Source organism: Streptomyces sp. NBC_01255 (assembly GCF_036226445.1).
GTDB lineage: Bacteria > Actinomycetota > Actinomycetes > Streptomycetales > Streptomycetaceae > Streptomyces.
The window spans coordinates 6,656,033-6,671,598 of record NZ_CP108474.1 but is presented as its reverse complement, the minus strand read 5'-3'; the positions used below and the strand labels follow the sequence as shown (position 1 = coordinate 6,671,598).

Sequence of the window (15,566 nt, the reverse complement as noted above, 5' to 3'; positions counted from 1 at the left end):
GCCCCGAAGGGCACGGCCGTTCACACGAGTCCGTGTCTCAGACGTTGAAGCCGAGCGCGCGCAGCTGCTCGCGGCCGTCGTCCGTGATCTTGTCCGGACCCCACGGCGGCATCCAGACCCAGTTGATCTTCAGCTCATTGACGATGCCGTCCGTCGCGGACTTCGCCTGGTCCTCGATCACATCGGTCAGCGGGCAGGCCGCCGACGTCAGGGTCATGTCCAGCGTCGCGACGTTCGAGTCGTCGATGTGGATGCCGTAGATCAGGCCCAGGTTGACCACGTCGATGCCCAGCTCGGGGTCGACGACGTCGTACAGCGCCTCGCGGACTTCTTCCTCGGAGGCCGGCTTCATCGTGGCCCCAGCGTTCTCGGTCATGCCGACTCCCTCTCCGCGTCACCCAGTGCCTGGGCCGTCGCGTCCTTCCACGCCATCCAGCTGAGCAGCGCGCACTTCACACGGGCCGGGTACTTGGAGACGCCCGCGAACGCGACCGCGTCCTCCAGGACCTCCTCCATCGCGTCGTCGGGCTCGATCTTGCCCTTCGACTGCATCAGCTCCAGGAAGGTGCCCTGGATCTTCTGCGCCTCGGCCAGCTCCTTGCCGACGAGCAGCTCGTTCAGGACCGAGGCCGAAGCCTGGCTGATCGAGCAGCCCTGACCCTCGTACGAGACGTCCGCGATGCGCGTGCCCTCGTACTTCACGCGGAGCGTGATCTCGTCGCCGCACGTCGGATTGACGTGGTGCACCTCGGCGTCGCCGTCCCGAAGACCGCGCCCGTGGGGGTGCTTGTAGTGGTCCAGGATGACGTCCTGGTACATCGAATCCAGCTTCACGACCCAACCCCTACCCGAAGAAGTTCCGTACGTGCTCCAGACCCGCGACCAAGGCGTCGACCTCGGCCGGGGTGGAGTACAGATAGAACGACGCCCGCGTGGTCGCAGGAATTCCGTACCGCAGGCAGACCGGCCGCGCGCAGTGGTGGCCGACCCGGACCGCGATGCCCTCCTCGTCGAGCACCTGACCCACGTCGTGCGGGTGGATGTCGCCGAGCGTGAAGGAGATCGCCGCGCCGCGGTCCTCGGCCGTGGTGGGGCCGATGATCCGCAGGTCCGGGACCTCCTGGAGGCGCCGGACGGCGTACTCGGTGATCGCGTGCTCGTGGCGCGCGATGTTCTCCATGCCGATCGCCGACAGGTAGTCCACGGCCGCGCCGAGGCCGACGGCCTGGGCGATCGGGGGCGTACCCGCCTCGAACTTGTGCGGAGCCGGAGCGTAGGTCGAGGAGTGCATCGACACGGTCTCGATCATCTCGCCGCCGCCGAGGAAGGGCGGGAGGTCCTCCAGGAGCTCCTGCCGTCCCCACAGCACGCCGATGCCGGTCGGGCCGCACATCTTGTGGCCGGTGAAGGCCACGAAGTCGGCCTGGAGCGCCTGCACGTCCAGGACCATGTGCGGGGCCGCCTGCGAGGCGTCGATGCAGACGAGCGCACCGACCTCCTGGGCGCGGCGGATGATCGTCTCGACCGGGTTGATCGTGCCCAGCAGGTTCGAGACCAGCGTGAAGGAGACGATCTTGGTCTTCTCGGTGATGACCTCTTCGATGTTCGAGAGGTCGAGACGGCCGTCGTCGGTGAGGCCGAACCACTTCAGCTTCGCGCCCGTGCGCTGCGAGAGCAGCTGCCACGGCACGATGTTGGAGTGGTGCTCCATCTCCGTGATGGCGATCTCGGTCTCGTGGTCCACACGGTAGGGCTCGTCGGCCCAGCCCAGCATGTTGGCCACGAGGTTGAGCGACTCCGAGGCGTTCTTGGTGAAGATCACCTCGTCGCGGCTCGGCGCGTTGATGAACGCCGCGACCTTGTCGCGGGCGCCCTCGTACAGCGCCGTCGCCTCCTCGGCGACCGTGTACACACCACGGTGCACGTTGGCGTTGTGCCGCTCGTAGTACTCGTTCAGCGCGTCGAGGACCTGGCGCGGCTTCTGCGAGGTCGCCGCGGAGTCCAGGTACACGATCTTCTTGCCGTCGTGGACCACGCGATCCAGGAGCGGGAAGTCCTTGCGGATCGCCTCGGTGTCGAGGAGGCCGGAGAGCCCCTGATGGGCAGATGTCACGCGGATGCGCCACCCTTCGTGCTGTAGGCCTCGTAACCCTCGTTCTCCAGCTTGTCGGCGAGCTCGGCGCCGCCGGACTCGACGATGCGGCCCTCGGAGAAGACGTGAACGAAGTCGGGCTTGATGTAGCGCAGGATGCGCGTGTAGTGCGTGATCAGCAGGGTGCCGACCTCGCCGGTCTCGCGGACGCGGTTGACGCCCTCGGAGACCTGGCGCAGCGCGTCGACGTCCAGGCCGGAGTCGGTCTCGTCGAGGATCGCGATCTTCGGCTTGAGGAGCTCCAGCTGGAGGATCTCGTGGCGCTTCTTCTCGCCGCCGGAGAAGCCCTCGTTGACGTTGCGCTCGGCGAAGGCCGGGTCCATCTGGAGCTGCTCCATCGCGGACTTGACCTCCTTCACCCAGGTACGCAGCTTGGGGGCCTCGCCGCGGATGGCGGTGGCGGAGGTGCGCAGGAAGTTGGAGACCGAGACACCGGGGACCTCGACCGGGTACTGCATGGCCAGGAAGACGCCGGCGCGGGCGCGCTCGTCGACCGACATCTCCAGGACGTCCTCGCCGTCGAGGGTGACGGTGCCGCCGGTGACCGTGTACTTCGGGTGGCCGGCGAGCGAGTACGCCAGGGTCGACTTGCCGGAGCCGTTGGGGCCCATGACGGCGTGGGTCTCGCCCTGCTTGATGGTCAGGTCGACACCCTTGAGGATCTCGCGGGGGCCGTTCTCGGCCTCGACGGAGACGTGCAGGTTGCGGATTTCAAGCGTTGCCATGGGTGACTCAGGACTCCTGGGTGACGGAGACGAGCACATCGTCCCCTTCGATCTTGACGGGGTAAACGGGCACGGGGCGCGTCGCGGGAAGGCCGGAGGGCTTCCCGGTGCGGAGGTCGAAGCTCGACCCGTGCAGCCAGCACTCGATGGCGCAGTCCTCGACCTCGCCCTCCGAGAGGGAGACGTTCGCGTGCGAGCAGATGTCGTTGATCGCGAACACCTCGCCCTCGGTGTGCACGACCGACACCGGCGTGCCGTCGACCTCGACCCGCTTCGGGGTGTCGGCCTCCAGCTCGCTCAGTGCGCAGACTCGGACGAAGGCCATCAGACGGAGGCCTCCAGCTCGGCCTCGATCTTGGCGAGGAGACGCTCCTGGACGTCCGGCAGACCGATCTGCTGGACGAGCTCCGCGAAGAAGCCGCGGACGACGAGGCGGCGGGCCTCGGACTGCGGGATGCCGCGGGACATCAGGTAGAAGAGCTGCTCGTCGTCGAAGCGGCCGGTGGCCGAGGCGTGACCGGCGCCGGCGATCTCGCCGGTCTCGATCTCCAGGTTCGGCACGGAGTCGACCCGGGCACCGTCCGTGAGGACCAGGTTCCGGTTGAGCTCGTACGTGTCGGTGCCCTCGGCGGCGGCCTGGATGAGCACGTCACCGATCCAGACGGCGTGCGCGTCCTGGCCCTGCAGCGCGCCCTTGTAGGCCACGTTGGACTTGCAGTGCGGGGTGTTGTGGTCGACCAGGAGGCGGTGCTCCTGGTGCTGGCCGGCGTCGGTGAAGTACAGGCCGAAGAGCTCGGCCTCGCCGCCGGGCGCCGCGTACGCCACCCGCGGGTGGATACGGACGACGTCGCCGCCGAAGGTGACGATGACCGACTTGAAGGAGGCGTCGCGGCCGACCAGCGCATTGTGCTGGGCGACGTGGACGGCCTTCTCGTCCCAGTCCTGGACGGAGACGACGGTCAGCTTGGCGCCGTCGCCGAGCACGTAGTCGACGTTGGCGGCGAGCACCGCGTCACCGGTGTGGTCGATGACCACGACGGCCTCGGCGAAGGCACCGAGCTCGATCACCTGGTGGCCGAAGGCGACCCCGCCCTCGCCGTGTACCGAGATGCGGATCGGCTCGGTGAGGACGGCCTCCTTGGCGACGGTGACGACCGAGGCCTTCTCGAAGGAGGAGTACGCCTGGGCCGCGACGCGGTCGACGGGCTTGCCGGCCTTGCCGAGCCGCTCGTCCTCGCGGCCGACGGTCTCCACGGTGACGCCCTCGGGGGCCTCGATCACGACCTTGACGCCTTCGCCGGACGCGACGGCGGTGCCGTCGTGGAGGCCGCGCAGTCGCGCGAGCGGCGTGAACCGCCACTCCTCCTCGCGGCCGTGCGGGACGGGGAAGTCCGCGACGTCGAAGGACGGGGGCGCGCTCATGCGCGTGGCGACGGTGGACTCGGCGGCCACCGCGATCGAGCCGGCGGTGGTGGAACCCGCCGGGATGTTCTGAGCCTCAGCCATGGCTGTCGTGTTGCTCTCTTCCTCGTGACTACGCAAAGACGGTACGGATGGCGGCCGGGTCTTAACCGACCGAGCCTTCCATCTGCAGCTCGATCAGCCGGTTCAGCTCCAGGGCGTACTCCATCGGGAGCTCCTTGGCGATCGGCTCGACGAAGCCGCGCACGATCATCGCCATGGCCTCGAACTCGGTCATGCCGCGGCTCATCAGGTAGAAGAGCTGGTCCTCGGAGACCTTGGAGACCGTGGCCTCGTGCCCCATGGAGACGTCGTCCTCGCGCACGTCCACGTAGGGGTACGTGTCCGAGCGGGAGATCGTGTCGACGAGCAGCGCGTCGCAGAGCACGTTGGACTTGGAGCCCGGGGCACCCTCGCCGATCTCGATGAGACCGCGGTAGGAGGTGCGGCCGCCGCCTCGCGCCACCGACTTGGAGACGATGTTCGAGGAGGTGTTCGGGGCCATGTGCACCATCTTGGCGCCGGCGTCCTGGTGCTGGCCCTCGCCCGCGAAGGCGATGGACAGGGTCTCGCCCTTGGCGTGCTCGCCCATGAGGTAGACGGCCGGGTACTTCATGGTGACCTTGGAGCCGATGTTGCCGTCGACCCACTCCATGGTGGCGCCCTCGTAGGCGACGGCGCGCTTGGTCACCAGGTTGTAGACGTTGTTCGACCAGTTCTGGATCGTCGTGTAGCGGCAGCGGCCGCCCTTCTTCACGATGATCTCGACGACGGCGCTGTGCAGCGAGTCGGAGGAGTAGATCGGGGCGGTGCAGCCCTCGACGTAGTGGACGTAGGCGTCCTCGTCGACGATGATCAGCGTCCGCTCGAACTGGCCCATGTTCTCCGTGTTGATACGGAAGTAGGCCTGGAGCGGGATCTCGACCTGCACGCCCTTGGGCACGTAGATGAACGAGCCGCCGGACCACACGGCCGTGTTCAGCGACGCGAACTTGTTGTCGCCGACCGGGATAACGGTGCCGAAGTACTCCTTGAAGAGCTCCGCGTGCTCCTTCAGCGCCGTGTCGGTGTCGACGAAGATGACGCCCTGCTCCTCCAGGTCCTCACGGATCTGGTGGTAGACGACCTCGGACTCGTACTGGGCGGCGACACCGGCGACGAGGCGCTGCTTCTCCGCCTCCGGGATGCCGAGCTTGTCGTACGTGTTCTTGATGTCCTCCGGCAGGTCCTCCCAGGACTCGGCCTGCTTCTCGGTGGACCGCACGAAGTACTTGATGTTGTCGAAGTCGATGCCGGAGAGGTCGGAGCCCCAGGTCGGCATGGGCTTCTTGCCGAAGAGCCGCAGACCCTTGAGACGCAGGTTCAGCATCCACTCGGGCTCGTTCTTCTTCGAGGAGATGTCGCGGACGACGTCCTCGTTCAGACCGCGCTTGGCGGTGGCACCGGCCGCGTCGGAGTCGGCCCAGCCGTACTCGTACCGACCCAGGCCCTCAAGCTCGGGGTGGCTGATCTCGGTGGTCATGCGGGGTTCCTCCCGGCCGTACTGACAGATGCTGATGAGTTGGTCTGTGGCGCGCTGTGCGGGATGAACGTCGTGCAGACGCCGTCACCATGCGCAATGGTGGCCAGACGCTGGACGTGCGTTCCCAAGAGGCGGGAGAAGAACTCCGTCTCCGCCTCGCACAGCTGCGGATACTGCTCGGCGACGTGGGCGACCGGGCAGTGGTGCTGGCAGAGCTGCTCGCCGACCGGCGCGTTCCGCGCAGTGGCAGCGTACCCGTCCGCCGTCAGGGCCTTGGCAAGCGCCTCGGTCCGCCGGGCGGGGTCGGCCGCCTCGACGGCTTCCCGGTACGTGGCACCCTGGGCCTCGATCCGGTCGCGGGCGAAGGCGGCCACGGCCGCCTCCCCACCGGCGTTGCGCTCGATCCAGCGGAGCGCTTCGACGGCCAGCGAGTCGTACGACTGGTCGAACTCGTCCCGGCCGCAGTCCGTGAGCGCGAAGATCTTCGCGGGGCGACCGCGGGCGCGGGCGCCGTAGACGCGCTTCTCGCGGGCCTCCACGACATTGTCCGCGACCAGCGAGTCGAGGTGGCGGCGGACGGCCGCCTGGGTGAGGCGGAGCCGCCCGGCAAGATCGGCGACGGTCGAGGGACCGTGATCCAGGATCGACCGCGCGACCCGGTTGCGCGTGGAACGCTCTCGGGTCGCGAGTTCCTCCACCGGAGCCGCGCCAACGTTTTTCACAACGCCATTGTTGCGTAATTAATCGAGGACTGACAAGCGGCGTCCACGGCGGCGACGGTGCCGTGCGTCACTCAGGTAAGGCTTACCTGACCTGCGGAAATGATCATTCGTAGGATGAATCCCGGCGCGCTCCGCATCGCCATCCGACCACCCGGCGGACCCATACATGCAGGCCACAAGCGCTCCCGGGCCCCGCGCCGGGAGGACCCTCGCTCCCTCTCTAGACTTCCGGTCATGGGAAATGAGTCCGTCGTCCAGGTCCGCGGCCTGGTCAAGCGGTACGGAAACAAAACCGCAGTCGACGGCCTCGACCTCGACGTGCGGGCGAACACCGTCACCGCCGTCCTCGGCCCCAACGGGGCCGGCAAGACCACCACGATCGAGACCTGCGAGGGCTACCGCAGGCCCGACGACGGCACCGTCCGCGTCCTCGGCCTCGACCCGGTCGCCGACGCGGCCGCCCTGCGCCCCCGGATCGGCGTGATGCTCCAGTCCGGCGGCGTCTACTCCGGCGCCCGGGCCGACGAGATGCTCCGCCACATGGCGAAGCTCCACGCCCACCCCCTGGACGTGGACGCCCTGATCGAGCGGCTCGGCCTCGGCTCCTGCGGCCGCACCACCTACCGCCGGCTCTCCGGCGGCCAGCAGCAGCGCCTCGCGCTCGCCATGGCCGTCGTCGGCCGCCCCGAGCTCGTCTTCCTCGACGAGCCGACCGCCGGACTCGACCCGCAGGCCCGCCGCGCGACCTGGGACCTCGTACGCGAGCTGCGCACCGACGGCGTGACGGTCGTCCTCACCACCCACTTCATGCAGGAGGCCGAGGAGCTGGCCGACGACGTCGCCATCGTCGACGCCGGCCGGGTCGCCGCCCAGGGCAGCCCCGACCAGCTCTGCCGCGGCGGCGCCGAGAACACCCTGCGCTTCACCGGCCGCCCCGGGCTCGACCTGGGCTCCCTGCTCAAGGCGCTGCCGGACGGCACGGCCGCCGCGGAGCCCCTTCCGGGCACGTACCGGATCACCGGGACCGTCGACCCGCAGCTGCTCGCCACGGTCACCACCTGGTGCGCCCAGCACGGCGTCATGCCCGGGGGCATCTCCGTCGAGCGCCACACCCTCGAAGACGTCTTCCTCGAACTGACGGGCAAGGAACTGCGGTCATGAGCACGGGCACCTACTCCCCCAAGCCGGGCGCGGCCCCCGTCGGCCGGATGATCGCGGCCCAGACGGCCCTGGAGACCCGGATGCTGCTCCGCAACGGCGAGCAGCTCCTCCTCACGGTGATCATCCCCTCGCTGCTCCTCGTCCTCTTCTCCACGATCGACATCGTCGACACCGGCGCGGACAAGGCCGTCGACTTCCTCGCCCCGGGCGTCCTCGCGCTCGCCGTGCTCTCGACGGCCTTCACCGGCCAGGCCATCGCGACCGGTTTCGAGCGGCGGTACGGGGTGCTCAAGCGGCTCGGCGCCTCACCGCTCCCCCGCTGGGCGCTCATGACCGCCAAGACGCTCGCCGTCCTCGTCACCGAGGTGCTCCAGGTCGCGCTCCTCACGGCGATCGCCCTGGCCCTCGGCTGGTCCCCGAACGGCAACCCCGCCTCCGTGGCCCTCCTCCTCGTCCTCGGCACGGCCGCCTTCTCGGGCCTCGGGCTGCTCATGGCGGGCACGCTCAAGGCGGAGGCCACCCTGGCCGCCGCCAACCTGGTCTTCCTGCTGCTCCTGGTCGGCGGCGGCGTCATCGTCCCCCTGGACAAGTTCCCCGAACCGGCCCGCTCCCTCCTGGAGCTCCTCCCGATCTCCGCCCTCTCCGACGGCCTGCGGGACGTCCTCCAGAACGGCGCTCCCATGCCCTGGGCCAACGCCCTGATCCTCGCGGTCTGGGCGGTCCTCGGCCTCGGCGCGGCGGCGAAGTTCTTCCGCTGGGAGTAGCGGAAGGGGTTCAGAGGGTGACGTTTCCCGACAAGCCACCCCCCTCGTGAAAGCGTGCACAAGCCCCGTCCTACGATGGGGCCCGTGCTGACCCCCCTCGCCTACATCGCCCAGCGCTGGACCCCGTCCCCCCGGACGCTCCGGCGCGCCGCGCTCTCCGCCGTCGTGATGAGCGTGTTCATCATCGTCACGGGTGGCGCGGTCCGGCTGACCGGTTCCGGTCTCGGCTGCGACACCTGGCCGAAGTGCACGGAAGACAGCCTGATCGTCACGCCCGAGCAGGGCTACCGCGGCCTGATCGAGTTCGGCAACCGGATGCTGACGTACGTCCTGTCGGCGGCCGTCGGCTGGGCCATCATCGCCACCCGGTCCACCAAGCCGTGGCGCCGCAACCTCACCCGGTGGGGCTGGGCGCAGTTCTGGATCGTGATGAGCAATGCCGTCATCGGCGGCATCACGGTGTGGATGGGCCTCAACCCGTGGACGGTCGCCGGTCACTTCCTGGCCGCGAACGCCCTCCTCACGGTGGCCGTCATCACCTGGCACCGGACCGGCGAGGGCGACACCGACCCGCGGCCGCGCGTGCCGCGCCCGGTCCGCAAGCTGTCGTGGGCGGTCACGATCACCTCGGGTCTGCTCATCGCGCTCGGTACGACCGTGACCGGCGCCGGCAAGCACGCCGGTGACAGCAGCGACGTCCCGCGCATGCCGTGGGACTGGACCGACGCCGCCCACCTCCACGCCATCGCCGCCTGGGTCGTCTGCGCGCTCGCCGTCGCCATGTGGCTGGTGCTGCGCGTCGTGGACGCCCCGGACGACACCCGGGCCCGCGCCCGTGACCTGCTGATCGTGCTGCTCGCGCAGGGCGGGATCGGCTACGTCCAGTACTTCACCGGCGTCCCCGAGCTCCTGGTCGCCGTCCACATGCTCGGCTCGTCCCTGATGTGGATCGCGGTGCTGCGGCTGGCCCTGAGCCTGCGCGAGCGCCCGGTGCCCGCGGCGGAGATCCCGGCCCAGACCGACTCCGCGCTCGCGAGCGCCTGAGAACACCCCGGACCGCCCGGACCCCGCCCCGACCGGCGAAGGTCCGGGCGGTCCGGCTATGCGGACACCGGCGCGCGGAGCAGCGCCCCGGGCAGGTAGCCGGAGCGGACCGCCGGCTCCCAGCCGTGCGCCAGGTGGGCGAGGGCGGCCAGGGCGACGGTCCCCACCGGCAGCAGGCTCCTCGGCTCGGGATCGGCGCCGACGCCCGACCGGTGCGCGTCGAGCCGCTCCACGAGGGCCCGCTCGAAGGCCTCGCGGTCGTCGTCGAGCAGGACGCGCAGCAGCCGCTGGTCCGGGCTCAGCGCCCCGGCCGCGTCGAGTCGCGCCGCCGCGGCCGCCAGCTCCTCCGCACCGGGCCGGCGCAGCGGCACCTCGCCGGGCACGGCGCCGGGCACCGGGCCGTGCTCCACCGTCAGGTAGGCGCACAGGGCGTCCATCTCGGCGAGGTCCGCCGGCTCCGAGACCGAGTCGAAGCGCGAGTACGGCACGCCGGAGCGGATCGCGGGCGCGTAGTCCTCGTGGAGCAGCGGCCCGATCACCCGTCGGCGCTCCCGGACGAGCCCGCTGATCAGGCAGAGCACGAAGGCGTCCACCCAGGTCCGCGCGGTGGGCACCCGGTGTCCCCGGTCCCAGCCCTCGTCGAAGAGCTGGTCGCCGCTGCTCAGGGTCTCCCCGGTGAGGGGCAGCGGGACGTCCCAGTCCCCGTCGGGGAAGCAGCCGATGCCCAGCACGCCGAGTGCGCACTCGGCTGCGGTGAGCAGCGCCGCGCGGGACGGGTCCGCGGCGAGCTCGGGGTCCTCCAGGGTGCGGGCCCCGATGTGGTCCAGGATTTCGTCGCGGGTCTCCCCGAGACCGGTCAGCGACATGCCGCTGCCGTACCGGAGGTCGTGCCAGCGGCCGAAGATCCGCCCCCTGAAGCCGTCGAGCGCCCGCTCGATCCTGGCCCCGTCGACCTCGTGCACGGTCGTCTCTCCCATGGCTGCCGCCTCCCCCATGATCGTTTCCATCTGCTGCGCACGCTACCAACGGGGACTGACAGCGGGTCCAAGGCGGTAGACGCGGCGGGCGTTCCCCGCCGCGATCATCGTGGCGACGCGCTGGGCGTCCGCGTGGGACCAGGCGCCCTCCATCACCCACTCCCCGAGCACCCGGGTGAGCGCCGAGCGGAAGACGCCTGCGGCGACCACGTGGAGCTCGGGCAGTCCGTGGGCGCCGCTGGAGAACAGCAGCTTGCCGAACGGCGCCAGTTCCAGGACCTCGGCGAGGACGGCCGCCGCCCGGGCCCCGGTGTGGGCGAGGGCCGGGCCGAGGTCCGCGTACACATGCGGATGGACGACCGTCAGGTGCGCCGCCGCGCGGTGGTGCGGGTAGGCGTGCAGCAGGACGAGGTCGGTGCCGAGCCCCGTCGTGGCGGCCGCGAAGCCGCCCAGGACGGCCGGGTCCCGGTCCCGGGTGTGCAGCTGGAGGGGGCGCCCGGCGGTGACGGCGATCCACAGGAGATGCCTCAGCAGGACGGGGTCGGTGAGCCGCCCGCCCGCCGGGCGTCCGGCGAGCCAGCGCCCCGCCGCCCCGCGTACCTCCCCCGGTCCCGGTGGTTCGGGCGCCGTCGCGAGCCCTCGGCGTACGCCCTCCACCGAGGTGAAGGCCACGGCGTTCACCGCGGCCCCGTGGACGGCCTCGGCGAGGTTGGCCAGGAACGCGTCGACGGTCCCCGAGGTGTCGGCGACCTGTTCGGCGAGGGGTTCGAGGCGGACGATCTCGTGGGCCTCCGCGCCGGCCGCGGCGGCGATCTCCGCGGGCCGGGTCAGGTCGCCGGGGAGCCCCGTGTCCACCAGATAGGTGGAGATCCCGGAGGCCCGGAGGAGCCGGCGGCCCGCCTCGACGACGCCGAGTTCGCGACGGCGGGCGAGGTAGCGGGCGGGCGGGCAGTGCGGTTCGAGGCCGAGGAGCGGCGGACACCAGCGCCGTACCGCGAAACCGGTCTGCGTGTCGAAGAAGGTCGTCCCGGCGGCGGGCAGTCCGGGCCGACCACCGCGCCGGTCACCGAGGTGCGCGCCGAGGTGGGTCTCGAAGGTGCCCAGGCCGAGCTCCGTACGGAGCACTCCGTGGCAGTACTGGTCCACGAGGCTCGGCGTGTCGATCATCTCGGCGGGCTCCCTGTGTGGACGTGTCTCCACACGTCCTAACGGGTGAGCCCCGCGCGAGGTTGTTGCCTCAGCTGTTGGAGGGGCCGCCGATCTGGATACCGGCCATCCGGCTCCACTCGTACGGGCCGGTGACGACCCTGGCGGCGAACTCGCCGTCGAACTCGTCGTGGAGCGTCAGCCCGGCCTTCTCGGCGGCCTGCTGCGCGATCGGGTACGTGGGCGCCACCAGGTCGCCCCAGCCGCCGTCCGTGCCGACGAGGACGATCCGGGTGCCCGCCTGACCGATGTGGGCGAGCTGCCCCTCGGCGCCGCCGTGCTCCGCGGAGAACGCCCGGATCTGCTTCGCGAGCCTGGCCGCCCTGCGCTCTTCCTGCTTCGTTTCTGCCATGTCAAAGATGCTACCGAGGGGTAGATCGACTGGCGACGGCCGGGCCACGTGGTCTATCCCACGTGACCCGGCCGTCGACCGGACACATCATCTGAGCGCGTCGCGCCGGAGCCTTACCGGAGGAAGGGGTCCACCGCGACCGCCACGAAGAGCAGCGAGACGTAGGTGATGGACCAGTGGAAGAGGCGCATCTCCTTGAGCTTCGCGCCGGTCGCGCCCGACTTCGCACGGTTGAGGAGCCCGTGCGCCTCCCACAGCCACCAGCCGCCGGTGAGCAGCGCCACGGCCGTGTAGAACCAGCCGGTGTAGCCGAGCGGGGTCAGCAGCAGCGAGACCGCGACCATCACCCAGCTGTAGGCGACGATCTGCTTGGCCACGACCTTGTTGGAGGCGAGGACCGGCAGCATCGGCACGCCGGCGCGCGCGTAGTCGTCCTTCACCTTCATCGACAGCGGCCAGTAGTGCGGCGGCGTCCAGAAGAAGATGACGAGGAAGAGGATGATCGCGGCCCACGACATCGAGTTCGTCACGGCCGACCAGCCGATGAGCACCGGCAGGCAGCCGGCGATGCCGCCCCAGACGATGTTCTGCGCGGTCCGCCGCTTCAGGATCATCGTGTAGACGACCACGTAGAAGAGGAGCGCGCCGAGCGAGAGCGCGGCGGAGAGCCAGTTGACCAGCAGCCCGAACCAGAGCGTGGAGATCACCGCGAGGCTGAGGCCGAAGACGAGGCCCTCACGCGGCGTGAGCACGCCGGTGACCAGCGGGCGCTGGGAGGTGCGGTCCATCAGGGCGTCGATGTCGCGGTCGATGTACATGTTCAGCGCGTTGGCGCCGCCCGCCGACAGGTAGCCGCCGAAGCAGGTGGCGAGCACCAGCCACAGGTTCGGCACGCCCTGCTCGGCGAGGAACATGACCGGAACGGTCGTGATGAGCAGAAGCTCGATGATCCGCGGCTTGGTCAGCGCCACGTATGCCTTGACGCGGGCCCCGAACGGCCGATGGCCCCCCGGGCTGGGAGTCAAGACGACCCCTGCGGGTCGGGACTCGACGGCCGTCACGCACACCCCTGACAGAGAAATTCCCAGCAAGCGCCCCGGATGAAGACGGGGTAAAGCTTGCGCGTACCACGCCACTGTAGACGTTGCCCAGACGCCGATCTTCGCGGGGGTGGGGTCGTGTTGGAGGGGTGTGTCCCACGGTGTGGACACCGTTCGGGAGGCGAACTCACACGGCCACCGGCACTCTTGCTCTGTCCGCTCATTTGAGGGGCCTGCACACGAAAAGAGGGGGCTCTGTCGGGGGTAGGCTCGACACCGCCGGTACACCCTCAGTCACCGGCTTCAGAACATGTGGAGAGGAGCCCTGACCCAGGGTGAGCACTAAGCCGACCACCACAGACCTCGAGTGGACCGAATTGGACCAGCGGGCTGTCGACACCGCCCGCGTCCTGGCAGCGGACGCCGTACAGAAGGTCGGCAACGGCCATCCCGGTACGGCGATGAGCCTGGCGCCCGCCGCGTACACCCTCTTCCAGAAGGTGATGCGGCACGACCCGGCCGATCCCGAGTGGGTCGGGCGCGACCGGTTCGTCCTCTCCGCGGGCCACTCGTCCCTGACCCTCTACACCCAGCTGTACCTGGGTGGCTTCGGTCTCGAGCTGGACGACCTGAAGGCCTTCCGTACCTGGGGCTCGAAGACCCCCGGTCACCCGGAGTACGGCCACACGGCCGCGGTCGAGACGACGACGGGCCCGCTGGGCCAGGGTGTCGCCAACGCCGTGGGCATGGCGATGGCCGCCCGCTACGAGCGCGGTCTGTTCGACCCGGAGGCGGCCCCCGGCACCTCCCCGTTCGACCACCGGATCTACGCGATCGCCGGTGACGGCTGCCTGCAGGAGGGCATCTCCGCGGAGGCGTCCTCGCTCGCCGGGCACCAGAAGCTCGGCAACCTGATCCTGCTGTGGGACGACAACCACATCTCGATCGAGGGCGACACCGAGACCGCCGTGTCCGAGGACACGATGAAGCGGTACGAGGCGTACGGCTGGCACGTCCAGCGCGTCGAGTCGAAGTCCAACGGCGACCTGGACCCGGCCGCGCTGTACGCGGCGGTCAGGGCCGCCGAGGCCGAGACCGAGCGTCCGTCGTTCATCGCGATGCGCTCGATCATCGCCTGGCCCGCGCCGAACGCGCAGAACACCGAGGCCTCGCACGGCTCGGCGCTCGGCGACGAGGAGATCGCGGCCACCAAGCGTGTCCTGGGCTTCGACCCGGAGCAGACCTTCGAGGTCACCGACGAGGTCATCACGCACACCCGCTCGCTCGGCGACCGGGGCCGTGAGGCCCGCGCCGCGTGGGAGAAGTCCCTCGCGGAGTGGCGTACGGCCAACCCGGAGCGCGCCGCCCAGTTCGACCGCATCCAGGCGAACGAGCTGCCGGCCGGCTGGGAGGAGAAGCTCCCCGTCTTCGAGCCCGGCAAGGGCGTCGCCACCCGCGCGGCCTCGGGCAAGGTCCTCCAGGCGCTCGGCGCGGTCATCCCGGAGCTGTGGGGCGGCTCGGCCGACCTGGCCGGCTCGAACAACACGACGATCGACAAGACCTCGTCGTTCCTGCCCGAGGGCAACCCGCTGCCGGAGGCCGACCCGTACGGCCGCACGATCCACTTCGGCATCCGCGAGCACTCGATGGCCGCCGAGATGAACGGCATCGCGCTGCACGGCAACACCCGTGTCTACGGCGGCACCTTCCTGGTGTTCTCCGACTACATGCGCAACGCCGTGCGTCTGTCGGCCCTGATGCACCTGCCGGTGACGTACGTCTGGACGCACGACTCGATCGGTCTGGGCGAGGACGGCCCGACGCACCAGCCGGTGGAGCACCTGGCCTCGCTGCGCGCGATCCCGGGTCTGAACGTGGTCCGTCCGGCCGACGCCAACGAGACGGCGATCGCCTGGCGCGAGATCATGAAGCGGCACACCAAGGTCTTCGGCAAGGGCGCCCCGCACGGTCTCGCCCTCACCCGCCAGGGCGTGCCGACCTACGTGGCGAACGAGGACGCGGCCAAGGGCGGCTACGTGCTCTTCGACGCGGACGGCGGCGACGCCCGGCTCGTGCTGATCGCGACCGGCTCCGAGGTGCACCTGGCCGTCGAGGCCCGCGAGCAGCTCCAGGCCGCCGGTGTCCCGACCCGTGTGGTCTCGATGCCGTCCGTCGAGTGGTTCGAGGAGCAGGACCAGGCGTACAAGGACTCCGTCCTGCCGCCGTCGGTCAAGGCCCGGGTCGCGGTCGAGGCCGGTATCGGTCTCACCTGGCACCGGTACGTCGGGGACGCCGGCCGGATCGTCTCGCTGGAGCACTTCGGTGCCTCGGCGGACGCGAAGGTTCTCTTCCGCGAGTTCGGGTTCACGCCGGAGGCGATCGTCGCCGCCGCGCGGGAATCGATCGACGCCGCCGCGCGCTGACGCGCATACGTACGACT

Annotated in this window: 16 protein-coding genes; 4 read left to right on the top strand and 12 right to left on the bottom strand. The window is 70.2% G+C overall.

Annotated features, from left to right (window positions below):
- Nucleotides 1–37 precede the first annotated feature (37 nt).
- The 8 genes from OG357_RS30180 to OG357_RS30145 all read right to left on the bottom strand — a co-directional run bounded on the left by OG357_RS30180 (nucleotide 38) and on the right by OG357_RS30145 (nucleotide 6,582).
- Nucleotides 38–376: a metal-sulfur cluster assembly factor gene (locus tag OG357_RS30180; protein ID WP_024757177.1), complete on the bottom strand. Its 339-nt coding sequence runs from the start codon at nucleotides 374–376 to the stop codon at nucleotides 38–40.
- Complete coding sequence (sufU, locus tag OG357_RS30175) at nucleotides 373–834, bottom strand: Fe-S cluster assembly sulfur transfer protein SufU (RefSeq protein WP_329624134.1); 462 nt, start codon at nucleotides 832–834, stop codon at nucleotides 373–375. Before sufU ends, OG357_RS30180 begins: the two co-directional genes overlap by 4 nt.
- A gap of 10 nt (nucleotides 835–844) precedes the next feature.
- Nucleotides 845–2,113: a cysteine desulfurase gene (locus OG357_RS30170; protein WP_056646030.1), complete on the bottom strand. Its 1,269-nt coding sequence runs from the start codon at nucleotides 2,111–2,113 to the stop codon at nucleotides 845–847.
- Nucleotides 2,110–2,877: a Fe-S cluster assembly ATPase SufC gene (gene sufC / locus OG357_RS30165; RefSeq protein WP_024757174.1), complete on the bottom strand. Its 768-nt coding sequence runs from the start codon at nucleotides 2,875–2,877 to the stop codon at nucleotides 2,110–2,112. The genes OG357_RS30170 and sufC overlap by 4 nt, the downstream gene beginning before the upstream one ends.
- A 7-nt stretch (nucleotides 2,878–2,884) precedes the next feature.
- A complete protein-coding gene (locus OG357_RS30160) occupies nucleotides 2,885–3,202 on the bottom strand; it encodes a bifunctional 3-phenylpropionate/cinnamic acid dioxygenase ferredoxin subunit (RefSeq protein ID WP_030322524.1) in 318 nt (105 codons plus the stop codon).
- Nucleotides 3,202–4,383, bottom strand: coding sequence for a Fe-S cluster assembly protein SufD (gene sufD, locus OG357_RS30155; RefSeq protein WP_329624133.1), 1,182 nt, complete (start codon nucleotides 4,381–4,383; stop codon nucleotides 3,202–3,204). The genes OG357_RS30160 and sufD overlap by 1 nt, the downstream gene beginning before the upstream one ends.
- Before the next feature lie 61 nt (nucleotides 4,384–4,444).
- Nucleotides 4,445–5,860, bottom strand: coding sequence for a Fe-S cluster assembly protein SufB (gene sufB, locus OG357_RS30150; protein WP_317594164.1), 1,416 nt, complete (start codon nucleotides 5,858–5,860; stop codon nucleotides 4,445–4,447).
- Nucleotides 5,857–6,582: a helix-turn-helix transcriptional regulator gene (locus OG357_RS30145; protein WP_329624132.1), complete on the bottom strand. Its 726-nt coding sequence runs from the start codon at nucleotides 6,580–6,582 to the stop codon at nucleotides 5,857–5,859. The genes sufB and OG357_RS30145 overlap by 4 nt, the downstream gene beginning before the upstream one ends.
- 234 nt (nucleotides 6,583–6,816) lie before the next feature.
- Between OG357_RS30145 and OG357_RS30140 the strand changes: the two genes are divergently transcribed.
- The 3 genes from OG357_RS30140 (at nucleotide 6,817) to OG357_RS30130 (ending at nucleotide 9,551) form a co-directional block, all read left to right on the top strand.
- Entirely contained in the window at nucleotides 6,817–7,743 is a 927-nt protein-coding gene (locus OG357_RS30140) for an ABC transporter ATP-binding protein (RefSeq protein WP_329624131.1), read from the top strand.
- Complete coding sequence (locus OG357_RS30135) at nucleotides 7,740–8,507, top strand: ABC transporter permease (RefSeq protein ID WP_329624130.1); 768 nt, start codon at nucleotides 7,740–7,742, stop codon at nucleotides 8,505–8,507. Before OG357_RS30140 ends, OG357_RS30135 begins: the two co-directional genes overlap by 4 nt.
- A 75-nt stretch (nucleotides 8,508–8,582) precedes the next feature.
- The gene (locus OG357_RS30130) at nucleotides 8,583–9,551 is read left to right on the top strand and encodes a COX15/CtaA family protein (protein ID WP_329624129.1); all 969 of its coding nucleotides are present in this window, start codon (nucleotides 8,583–8,585) and stop codon (nucleotides 9,549–9,551) included.
- 56 nt (nucleotides 9,552–9,607) lie between these two features.
- Here the strand turns inward: OG357_RS30130 and OG357_RS30125 are convergent, their stop codons facing one another.
- The 4 genes from OG357_RS30125 to OG357_RS30110 all read right to left on the bottom strand — a co-directional run bounded on the left by OG357_RS30125 (nucleotide 9,608) and on the right by OG357_RS30110 (nucleotide 13,147).
- Nucleotides 9,608–10,528, bottom strand: a complete 921-nt coding sequence (locus OG357_RS30125) for an immunity 49 family protein (protein WP_329624128.1) — start codon at nucleotides 10,526–10,528, stop codon at nucleotides 9,608–9,610.
- A gap of 42 nt (nucleotides 10,529–10,570) precedes the next feature.
- On the bottom strand, nucleotides 10,571–11,695 hold the full coding sequence (locus OG357_RS30120) for an amidohydrolase (protein WP_329624127.1): 1,125 nt from the start codon (nucleotides 11,693–11,695) through the stop codon (nucleotides 10,571–10,573).
- A 70-nt stretch (nucleotides 11,696–11,765) separates the two neighbouring features.
- Nucleotides 11,766–12,086 (bottom strand): hypothetical protein, encoded by a 321-nt coding sequence (locus OG357_RS30115; protein ID WP_329624126.1) that lies wholly within the window; start codon nucleotides 12,084–12,086, stop codon nucleotides 11,766–11,768.
- Nucleotides 12,087–12,199: 113 nt separating this feature from the next.
- Nucleotides 12,200–13,147: a heme o synthase gene (locus OG357_RS30110; RefSeq protein ID WP_329624125.1), complete on the bottom strand. Its 948-nt coding sequence runs from the start codon at nucleotides 13,145–13,147 to the stop codon at nucleotides 12,200–12,202.
- Between the two features lie 314 nt (nucleotides 13,148–13,461).
- Between OG357_RS30110 and tkt the strand changes: the two genes are divergently transcribed.
- On the top strand, nucleotides 13,462–15,549 hold the full coding sequence (gene tkt / locus OG357_RS30105; protein WP_329624124.1) for a transketolase: 2,088 nt from the start codon (nucleotides 13,462–13,464) through the stop codon (nucleotides 15,547–15,549).
- The last annotated feature ends 17 nt before the right edge of the window (nucleotides 15,550–15,566 follow it).

Bases quoted from the DNA above. Each gene is read 5' to 3' on its own strand.
- OG357_RS30180 (WP_024757177.1), bottom strand. From the start codon at position 376: ATGACCGAGAACGCTGGGGCCACGATGAAGCCGGCCTCCGAGGAAGAA.
- sufC (WP_024757174.1), bottom strand. From the start codon at position 2,877: ATGGCAACGCTTGAAATCCGCAACCTGCACGTCTCCGTCGAGGCCGAG.
- OG357_RS30160 (WP_030322524.1), bottom strand. From the start codon at position 3,202: ATGGCCTTCGTCCGAGTCTGCGCACTGAGCGAGCTGGAGGCCGACACC.
- sufD (WP_329624133.1), bottom strand. From the start codon at position 4,383: ATGGCTGAGGCTCAGAACATCCCGGCGGGTTCCACCACCGCCGGCTCG.
- sufB (WP_317594164.1), bottom strand. From the start codon at position 5,860: ATGACCACCGAGATCAGCCACCCCGAGCTTGAGGGCCTGGGTCGGTAC.
- OG357_RS30140 (WP_329624131.1), top strand. From the start codon at position 6,817: ATGGGAAATGAGTCCGTCGTCCAGGTCCGCGGCCTGGTCAAGCGGTAC.
- OG357_RS30135 (WP_329624130.1), top strand. From the start codon at position 7,740: ATGAGCACGGGCACCTACTCCCCCAAGCCGGGCGCGGCCCCCGTCGGC.
- OG357_RS30130 (WP_329624129.1), top strand. From the start codon at position 8,583: ATGGGGCCCGTGCTGACCCCCCTCGCCTACATCGCCCAGCGCTGGACC.
- OG357_RS30125 (WP_329624128.1), bottom strand. From the start codon at position 10,528: ATGGGAGAGACGACCGTGCACGAGGTCGACGGGGCCAGGATCGAGCGG.
- OG357_RS30120 (WP_329624127.1), bottom strand. From the start codon at position 11,695: ATGATCGACACGCCGAGCCTCGTGGACCAGTACTGCCACGGAGTGCTC.
- OG357_RS30115 (WP_329624126.1), bottom strand. From the start codon at position 12,086: ATGGCAGAAACGAAGCAGGAAGAGCGCAGGGCGGCCAGGCTCGCGAAG.